Annotated in this window: 10 protein-coding genes; 3 read left to right on the forward strand and 7 right to left on the reverse strand. The window is 75.8% G+C overall.

Features of this window, described 5'->3' with window-relative positions; genetic code table 11:
* The first annotated feature begins 86 nt into the window (after nucleotides 1-86).
* Complete coding sequence (locus A6V29_RS06215) at nucleotides 87-485, forward strand: hypothetical protein (protein ID WP_137159509.1); 399 nt, start codon at nucleotides 87-89, stop codon at nucleotides 483-485.
* Here A6V29_RS06215 and A6V29_RS06220 read toward each other — a convergent pair.
* From A6V29_RS06220 to A6V29_RS06230, 3 genes are read right to left on the reverse strand one after another with little or no spacing between them, the layout of a single operon-like run.
* Nucleotides 478-1443, reverse strand: coding sequence for a cyclase family protein (locus A6V29_RS06220; protein WP_137159510.1), 966 nt, complete (start codon nucleotides 1441-1443; stop codon nucleotides 478-480). The two genes, A6V29_RS06215 and A6V29_RS06220, sit on opposite strands and share 8 nt — an antisense overlap.
* A complete protein-coding gene (locus tag A6V29_RS06225; protein WP_137159511.1) occupies nucleotides 1440-3026 on the reverse strand; it encodes a gamma-glutamyltransferase family protein in 1587 nt (528 codons plus the stop codon). The genes A6V29_RS06220 and A6V29_RS06225 overlap by 4 nt, the downstream gene beginning before the upstream one ends.
* Complete coding sequence (locus A6V29_RS06230; protein WP_170977721.1) at nucleotides 3023-4282, reverse strand: pyridoxal phosphate-dependent decarboxylase family protein; 1260 nt, start codon at nucleotides 4280-4282, stop codon at nucleotides 3023-3025. The genes A6V29_RS06225 and A6V29_RS06230 overlap by 4 nt, the downstream gene beginning before the upstream one ends.
* Nucleotides 4283-4363: 81 nt before the next feature.
* Between A6V29_RS06230 and A6V29_RS06235 the strand changes: the two genes are divergently transcribed.
* Complete coding sequence (locus A6V29_RS06235; RefSeq protein ID WP_137159513.1) at nucleotides 4364-5323, forward strand: NAD-dependent epimerase/dehydratase family protein; 960 nt, start codon at nucleotides 4364-4366, stop codon at nucleotides 5321-5323.
* Nucleotides 5324-5325: 2 nt separating this feature from the next.
* Nucleotides 5326-6159: a spermidine synthase gene (locus tag A6V29_RS06240; protein ID WP_137159514.1), complete on the forward strand. Its 834-nt coding sequence runs from the start codon at nucleotides 5326-5328 to the stop codon at nucleotides 6157-6159.
* 21 nt (nucleotides 6160-6180) lie between these two features.
* On the opposite strand, the gene A6V29_RS06245 is transcribed toward A6V29_RS06240, so the two are convergent.
* The 4 genes from A6V29_RS06245 to A6V29_RS06260 all read right to left on the reverse strand — a co-directional run.
* Complete coding sequence (locus tag A6V29_RS06245; protein WP_137159515.1) at nucleotides 6181-6465, reverse strand: DUF2516 family protein; 285 nt, start codon at nucleotides 6463-6465, stop codon at nucleotides 6181-6183.
* Nucleotides 6466-6568: 103 nt separating this feature from the next.
* Nucleotides 6569-7405 (reverse strand): hypothetical protein, encoded by an 837-nt coding sequence (locus A6V29_RS06250; protein WP_137159516.1) that lies wholly within the window; start codon nucleotides 7403-7405, stop codon nucleotides 6569-6571.
* Nucleotides 7402-7941 carry a helix-turn-helix domain-containing protein gene (locus tag A6V29_RS06255; protein ID WP_137159517.1) on the reverse strand — a complete coding sequence of 180 codons (540 nt, stop codon included), beginning with the start codon at nucleotides 7939-7941 and terminating at the stop codon, nucleotides 7402-7404. The genes A6V29_RS06250 and A6V29_RS06255 overlap by 4 nt, the downstream gene beginning before the upstream one ends.
* Nucleotides 7942-8028: 87 nt before the next feature.
* Nucleotides 8029-8460, reverse strand: a 432-nt coding sequence (locus tag A6V29_RS06260; protein ID WP_137159518.1) for an asparaginase, incomplete at its 5' end; no start/stop codon positions are given.

The raw sequence follows: 8460 nt of genomic DNA on the forward strand, positions 1-8460 counted from the left end.
GAACGTCCACGCCACCGCGTTCCCGCGGGAACGTCCACGCCACCGCGTTCCCGCGGGAACGTCCACGCCACGCCTAGGTTCTCCGGGTGGACGTGATCGTCGAGGTCGGTGGCTGGGAGCACGAGTGCTGCGGGGACGCCATCGAGCGGAACCAGCTCGTGGACTTCCGCTGCATCCGCTACCGGGGACCCGACGGCCGTGCCCGCCTGGCCGAGTCGCACCACGACGGCCTCGACGTCCCGGCCGAGGAGCGGGTGTCCGGCCGGGTGGCCGACATCCACGTGGTCGGGGGCCCGGGTGCCGCCCGGCCGGTCCTCCGCATACCGAGCGGGCGGGCCCTCCGTGGATTCGACGACGTCGACGACGGCCACCTCGAGGACCCGTGGACCGGTGAGGTCATCGAGGGCGAGGACCCGGCGTTCCTGGTGACCGTGCGGACGTCGGGCCGGCCGGCGCGGGCCCCGCGGTCGACGCGGCTCACTTGATGGCCAGCGCGTTCGCCGGGGAACCGATGCCGCCGGGCATGTGGAGCGGGGCGCTGCAGAGCAGGAACTCGTACCGCCCGTCCGCCGCGCAGTCGGCGGCCAGGTCCGCGAGCTCCCACAGCTCGCCGACGGCCAGCCCGAACTGACCGATCAGGATGTTGTGCAGGAAGCCGAAGGGAGCGGCTTCGGCGCGGAAATCCGGCGGCCAGACCTCGAGCGCGGGTGCGTCGCTGACGAACGCGGCCGCGCCGCTGTCCCACACGTACCGGGCCATCGCCTCGGTGTGCTCGATGCCGGCCGCCGTCAGGCCCCCCGGCCGCGCCATCGCGGAGCGGGCGGCCCGGTCCTGCCCCCGGTACCACTCCACGAAGCCGGTGCGGAGCAGCACGACGTCGCCGGGGCGCAGCTCGACGCCGGCAGCGCGCCGAGCCAGTTCGAGGTCCTCCACCGTCAGGGCGGTGCTGGTACCGGGGTCGAGCGGCCGCCCGGCAGCGGCCAGCGCCCGGCCCACGTCGAGCAGCACACCCCGCCCCGCGATGCCGCGCTCCGCCCACTTCTCGATGCCGTTGCGCTCCCCGCGCGCGATCTCGGCGGCGCCGACGCCCTGGTAGAACGCGTTGGGCCGGTAGGCGACGTGCGAGAGGGCGTCCCACTGGCTCGACGCCTGCGGGTAGTAGTTGTCGTAGACGTCGTCGAACCCCGCGCCACCGGGCGAGGCGAGCCGGGTGTGGCGCACCGAGCCACGACCGAACAGGGGCGGGTCGAACAGGTCGTGCGGCGCGTTCAGCGGGAAGACCGCGCCCCGCGTCACCGAGCGCGCCGCAGCCGTCACCGCCTCGGCCGACTGGAGGTTCATCCGGCCGAGCTCGTCCCCCGGGCCGAAGACGCCCCAGCCGACCGGGGCGCCGGCGGCGTCCCGCGGTAGGTCGTCGTAGGGCGTCATCCCGCCCCCGGTCATGACGCGACCGCGGCGCCGATGAGCGATCGGGGATCCGCGGCGCCACGCGGGGGCCCGTCGGCCGGGAGCTCGATCAGGTGCGCGTGCCCGAAGCCCGCGGGGTCGGGCTCCGACCGCTCGACGCGGTGGCCGCGCTCCTCGAGGCCCTGCACCCAACCGTCCGGCGCGTGCTTCTCCACCCGGACGACGTGCTCACCGGGGCGGTCCCACACGTCGAACCCGGTGCCGCCCGGGACGTCGAGGACCCAGCGCGGCGCGCTGATCACCGCGCCCGGGTCCTCGCCGGCCACCAGCAGGCGGGCGAGCATCTGCAGCACGAGTTGCGGCTGCGAGTCCCCGCCCATCGTCCCGAGCACCGCACGCACCGAGCCGTCCGCGCGCGTCACGACCGCCGGAGCCAGCGTGTGCGGCGGTCGCCGACCCGGCCGGTACTCGGCCGGGTGCCCGCGCTCCAGGGTGAACCCGATTCCCCGGTTGTGCAGCAGGATTCCCGTGCCGGGCACCGCGACGTGGCTGCCGAAGCCCTTGGCGTTGGACTGGATGAGGCTCACGCCCGTGCCGTCGCCGTCGGTGGCGCACAGGAAGATCGTTCCGCCGTCCCGGTGGCGATCGGCTCCGGACCTCGCCCGCCGCGGGGCGAAGGCGGCGGCCAGCGCGTCGAGCCGGGCCGGCGCGACCAGTTCGGCGCCGTCCGCGCCGTCGAACAGCCGGTCCCGGCGGTCGTGCCCGGCCAGCCGGGCGGCCTCCACCGTCAGGTGCGCCCAGGCGGCGTCGTCCGGCGGCGCGTCGAGCCCGATCCGCTCGGCGATGCCCGCGGCGGCCAGCGCCACGTAGCCGGTCGAGTTCGGCGGGACCGTCCACACCCGGTGGCCCCAGACGTCCACGGCCAGCCCGTCCACCCACTCGGCCTGCGACCGGGCGAGGTCCTCGGGGAGGTACTCGCCCGCGCCGACCTCCAGCAGCCGCTCCCCGAACTCCCCGCCGTAGAAGCCGTCCCGGCCCTCGGCGATCACCGCCCGCAGCATCCGGGCGGGCCCGGGGCGGCGCAGCAGATCGCCGTCCGAGACGCCGGACAGGACGAGTTCGTCGGCACCCTGGACGCCGGCGAGCTTGGGCAGCGTGAACGCGAGCAGCGGCGAGGTGGGGAAGCCGTCCTCGGCCAGTTCCACGGCCGGCGCCAGGACGTCGGCCAGCGGCAGCCGGCCGAGGCGGTCGTGCAGGGCCACCCAGCCGTCCACGCACCCCGGGACGGGCGCGCTGCGGACATCGCCGAGGAACGGCATCGCGAGGTGCCCCTCGGCGCGGAGCCGGTCGGGATCCGCGCCGCTGCCGGCCCGCCCGGACGCGTTGAGCACCAGGGGCTGCGCCGAGCCGCTGCCGGGACCGGCGACGAGCGCCATCAGGTCGCCGCCCATCCCGCACATGTGCGGCGCGGTCACCGTCAGCGCGGCGCTGGCCGCGATCGCGGCGTCGACGGCGTTCCCACCGGCACGCAGCACGCGGGCGCCGGCCTCGGACGCCAGCCGGTCGACGCTGCACACCAGCCCGTCCGGGCCGGCGACCGTCTCCGTCCGCCAGGTCACGAGGGCTGACCGGCGTACGTGGCCGGACCGGAGTCGGACGAGCGCCCGTCACGGGCCTGCTCGACGGCCGCGGCCAGCGCGGCGAGGAACTCGTCGACGACCCGGAGGTGGTACGGCGACACCATCAGGTGCAGCCCGCCCGGCTGCCGGTTGGGATACCAGCCCTGCTCGGCGAGGAGATCGGCGACGGCGTCCAGGTCGACGACGTCGCTGCCGAACTGGAAGACGCACAGGTCCGGCGTCGAGGTGACGTGCAGGCCGTCGATCGCCTCGATCCCGGCCATGAGCCGGCGCGTGGCGTCGCGCACCTTGCCCGCCATCCGGACGTAGCCGTCCTCGCCGAGGTGCCGCAGCGCCGCCCACGCGCCCGCGATCGGCGGGGCCGGGCGGGTGCCGGCGGCGGTGGGCGAGCCGTACAGCCCGCCGCCCCAGGCGCCGTCGTCGAACCACCACTGGGTCCGGTACTGCTCCCGGTCGCGGTGCAGCAGCACGCTGGCGCCCTTGAACGCGTAGCCGTACTTGTGCAGGTCGGCGCTGATGCTCGTGACGCCCTCGACCCGGAAGTCCCACGGCGGCACCGGCTCGCCGAGCCGCTCCCAGAACGGGAGCATCAGCCCGCCCAGGCAGGCGTCCACGTGGCAGAGCACGCCGGCCTCCCGGGCGATCGCCGCGACCTCGGTGACCGGATCGATGACGCCGTACGGGTAGCAGGGCGCGCTCGCGACCACCATCGCGGTGTCCGGCCCGACCGCCGCGCGCATCGCGTCGACCTCGAGGCGGTACCCCTCGTCCACCGGCACCCGCACCTGGCGCATGTCCAGCAGGTGGCAGGCCTTCGCGAACGCCGGGTGGGCGGTGACCGCGGTGACCAGCACCGGGTCCTCGATCCCGCGCTTGCGCGCCGTCTCCCGCGCCACCAGCACCGCCATGAAGATGGACTCGGTGCCGCCGCTGGTGAGCCCGCCCGCGCCGGGGGTGCCGTGGAGCAGCCCCGCCATCATGTCCGCGGTCTCCCGCTCGAGCCGGGCCAGGCTCGGGAAGCGGACCGGGTTGAGGGCGTTCTCCGCCAGGTACTCGCGGCTCACCGCGGCGAGCAGCTCCTCGAGCTCGTCGTCGTCGGGGTGGAAGATCAGCCCGAAGATGCGGCCGTTGCGCCAGTCGGCGTCGTCGTGCCGGTTCGCCCGCAGCTGCGCGAGGACCTCGTCGTCGGGCAGCCCCGCCGAGGGCAGTGCGGCAGCGGTTCGTTCTCCGGACACGGCGCCTCCCGTTGTGTCGGCGGTCACGGCCGCCGTCCCGGCGCGGACACTAGCGGCGAGGCTCTGGCTAGGCTCGGGCCGGTGGAGATCCTGGTGCTGGGTGGGACGTCGTTCGTCGGCCGCGCGATCGTCGAGGAGGCGCTGTCCCGCGGGGACTCGCTGACCCTGTACAGCCGGGGCCGCACCGGCACCGACCTGTTCCCCGACGTCCCCCGGCTCGTGGGTGACCGGGAGACCGGTGACTACGCCGCGCTCGGTGGGCGGAGCTGGGACGCCGTCGTGGACGTGAGCGCCTACGTCCCCCGCCACGTCGCGCAGGCCGCCGACGTGCTCGCCGGCTCGACCGGCCGGTACCTGCTGATCTCCACCGGCTCGGTCTACGACTGGAGCTCCACCGACGGCGCCCCGGACGAGTCGGCGCCCCGCCTGCCCGCCGAGCGCGGCACCGAGGAGGTCACCGGCCGCACCTACGGCCCGCTCAAGGTCGCCTGCGAGGACGAGGCGCTGTCGCGGTACGGCGACCGCGCGACGATCGTCCGCCCGGGGATCGTGGCCGGGCCACACGACCCCACCGACCGATTCACCTGGTGGGCCCGGCGGGCCGCCCGCGGCGGGACCGTCGCGCTGCCGGCGCGGCCGGACCAGCCGGTGCAGGTGGTCGACAGCCGCGACCTCGCCCGGCTCGTGGTGAGCCTGCTGCACGACGACCGCGCCGGCACCTACAACGCCGTCGGCCCGGCCGAGCCGGTGACGATGAGCGGGCTGGTGGAGGCCTGCGCGCGAGGCACGGGCGCGACCGTCGACGTCGTCCCGGTCGACCCCGCGCTGGGCGAGGGCGTCCCGCTGGTCCTCCCCGAGGCCGTCGACGTCATGATGCGGCGCAGCGCGGACCTCGCCCGGACCGTCGGGCTGACGGCCACCCTGCTGGAGCAGACGGCGGCCGACGTGGTCGCCTGGGACCGCGAGCGCGGCGAGCCTCCCCTGTCGGTCGACCTCCCGGCCGAGCGCGAGGAGGCCCTGCGGGCGGCCGCACAGCGGTGAGGATGCCCCCCGGTCCGGTCGCCGTCGCCGGGGGCACCGCCGAACTGCTGGCCGACGCCGACCGCGACGGCTCGTGGATGCTCGTCGTCGACGGCACCCCGCAGTCGCACGTGGACCTCGACGACCCGACCCACCTGGAGTTCGAGTACGTCCGCCGGATCGGCCACGTGCTCGATCTCGCGGCGGAGCCCGGCGCGCCACTGGACGTCGTCCACCTCGGCGGGGGCGCGCTCACCCTGCCCCGGTACGTCGCGGTCACCCGGCCCGGCTCGCGCCAGCGGGTGGTGGAGGTCGACGAGGCGCTGACCGACCTGGTGCGGGCACACCTGCCCCTACCGCGGCACGCCCGGGTGCGCGTCCGCGCCGACGACGCCCGCGCTGGGCTGGCGGCGCTGCGCACGGGCAGCGCCGACGTCGTCGTCACCGACGTGTTCGCCGGAGCCCGGACGCCCGCGCACCTGACCAGCGTGGAGTTCGCCCGGGAGGCGGCCCGCGTGCTGCGACCGGGCGGGGTCTGCGCGGTGAACGTCGCCGACGGCCCGCCGCTGGGCTTCGCCCGCGGCCAGGCGGCCACCCTGCGGGCGGCGTTCGCGCACGTCTGCCTGCTGGCCGAGCCGGGCATCCTGCGCGGCCGGCGGTTCGGCAACCTGGTCGCGGTGGCCTCCGACGCCGAGCTGCCGTTGGCCGGGCTGACCCGGGCGTGCGCGCGGGACCCGATGCCGGCGCGCGTCGTCGACGGGGAGGACCTCCGGCGCTTCGTCGGCCGCCTCCGGCCGGTCACCGACGCCGAGGCGCAGCCCTCGCCGGAGCCTCCGGCGGGCGTGTTCGCCCGCTGAGCGGGGTGCGCGGCGGTCAGCTCACCAGTCGTTGTTCCGCCGCAGGCCACCCACGGCGGGGCGGACGTCGACGAGGTAGACGATCACGGCGATGACCGCGGGCAGCCCCAGGAGGTTCAGCGGCCCCTGCAGGTAGAGGACGAGGGCGGAGACCCCGGTGATCGCCGCCCAGGCGGGCTTGGTCAGCTTGCCCATCGCCACGTAGGCGGCCGCCGGGCGGATCAGCGAGTCGACGAACGCCCAGATCCCGAGGGCCAGCGCGCCGAGGGCGAGCGCGAGCATCAGGTAACCGTCGAACGCCGCCATGCCGCCGAGACTACTCGCCGCGGGCGCTCTCCCCGCCGCGCCGCGGACACGACAGGGCCCCGGAGCGCCTGCTCAGCTCCGGGGCCCTGGTTCGTGGGGAGGATCAGCTGTCGCGCTTGGCGGGCACAGCCGTGGGGTCGGTCCGCTTCGCGGTCCGCGCCCGGGTGACGCGCGCCGACGTCGTCTTGGCCGGCGACTTCTTGGCGGCCGAGGTGCGCTTGGCAGCCGGCTTCTTCGCGGCCGGCTTCTTCGCGGGCGCCTCGACGGCGTCCTCGAGCCCGTCCTTGGCGGCCTCCGCGGTCTCCTCGACCGAGGTCTCGGCCTTGGCGGCCACCTTGCCGGCCTTGGCGGCGGTCTTCTGCGCGACCGAGGTCACCTCGTTGGAGGCCTCCTCGACGGCCCCGGCGGTCTCCTCGAGGAGGTCCTCCAGCGCGTCCTCGACGGTGTCGACGGCGCGCTCGGCGCGGCGCACGACCCGGCGGAAGGCGGGCTGGCGACGCAGGTCCTCGACCACGGTGGCGCCGCGCTCGGCCAGCGTCTCCAGGGTCGCGCCGGCCTGGGTGCGGGCGGCCTCGACGAGCTGGGTGGCGGTGGTCCGCAGCGCCTCGGGGCGCACGGCCTCGGCCAGCTGCTGGGCCGTGCTGCGGGCGGTACCGGCGGCCTCGGTGGCCCGGGCCCGCGCGGTGTCGGCGGCCTCGGTGGCCCGGGTCCGGGCCTCCTTGACGGCGAGGTCGGCCTGGACCTGGGCCTCACCGGGGAGCGCCAGCACCGAGGACGTGGCGCGGGAGCGGAACTGGTCGAGCACGGTGCGGGCCCGCTCGACGGCCAGGTCACCGGCGCCGACGGCGGCCAGGATCGGGGTGCGAGCCTGCTCGGCCAGGGTGCGGCCCTGGGCGACGGCGAGCTCGCCGTACTGCTTCACAGTCTGGGTGGGGGTCATGCCGACTCCTTCGAAGGGTGGGTGGGGTCGTTCTCCGACGCGGCCTGGGGGGCGGCCTCTCGGGATGCCGCGCCTGCCGCTGCGCGGTGCTCGCGCACGTAGGTCTCGTAGAGCTCCAGCAGCACGGCCTTGTGCCTCTCGGACAGCGAGTCGTCCGAACGGATGGCCGCCACGGTGTCCGGGTTCCCGGACCGCCGGTCGAGGATCCCCGCCTGCTCGTAGAGAGACTCGGCCGAGATCTTCAGGCCCCGGGCGATCGACGCGAGGATCTCCGCTGACGGCTTCCGGAGACCCCGCTCCACCTGGGACAGGTAGGGGTTGCTGACCCCTGCGTTGCGGGCCAGCTCGCGCAACGACACCTTGGCCGCGTTGCGCTGCTCGCGGATGTAGTCGCCCACCTGCGAGCCGACGGCGGAGACGTTGGGGGCCGAGGCGGTGGCCTCGGCGACCGACTCCGCGACGCTGCCGGCGACCCGGTCCACCGTGTCGCGGACCGTGTTCACCTGCTCGCGGACGAACTCTCCCGGTCTCTGCACGCCTACCACTCTAGGCCAGAGTGCTTGCTCGTGCAAGCGCACCTGCTAGCAGGGGACGGTGAGGTGGAGCACAGCGGAAAGCGCTGGTCAGGGAGCCAATGCCGCGGCCGGCCGCACGGTTCCGACGACGCCGTCGCCCCCGCTGACCGGGGTCTGCAACCACGGAGCGAGCGCCTCGGCGGACACCCCGAGGCGCCGGAGACCGGCCGCCAGCGCCGGCATCCGCCCGCGGTCGCCGCCGTCGTCGAGCTTGAGCGCGACCGCCCCGGCTCCGGGGAGTGCGGCCACGTGCACGCCGTCGGCACCGCCCTTGACCAGCAGCCCGGGGATCGCGCTCATCAGCTCGGTGTCGTCGCGGCCGGTGCCCGCCACGAACCAGGGGTGCGCCCGCATCGCGTCGGCGACCGCCCGCTCGTGCGTCCCCTCCGGCGCCTGCACCAGGGACAGGACCCCGCGGGCCAGGCCGGTGGGCGTCAGCGCGTGCTGCGGCGCACCGCAGCCGTCGACGACGACGGCGGT

Source organism: Blastococcus sp. CCUG 61487, from assembly GCF_005222955.1.
Classification (GTDB): domain Bacteria; phylum Actinomycetota; class Actinomycetes; order Mycobacteriales; family Geodermatophilaceae; genus Blastococcus.

What these genes read in the sequence shown, in the direction of transcription:
- A6V29_RS06250 (WP_137159516.1), bottom strand. Translation starts at nt 7,405, where the DNA reads ATGACCCCCACCCAGACTGTGAAGCAGTACGGCGAGCTCGCCGTCGCC.
- A6V29_RS06245 (WP_137159515.1), bottom strand. Translation starts at nt 6,465, where the DNA reads ATGGCGGCGTTCGACGGTTACCTGATGCTCGCGCTCGCCCTCGGCGCG.
- A6V29_RS06220 (WP_137159510.1), bottom strand. Translation starts at nt 1,443, where the DNA reads ATGACCGGGGGCGGGATGACGCCCTACGACGACCTACCGCGGGACGCC.
- A6V29_RS06240 (WP_137159514.1), top strand. Translation starts at nt 5,326, where the DNA reads ATGCCCCCCGGTCCGGTCGCCGTCGCCGGGGGCACCGCCGAACTGCTG.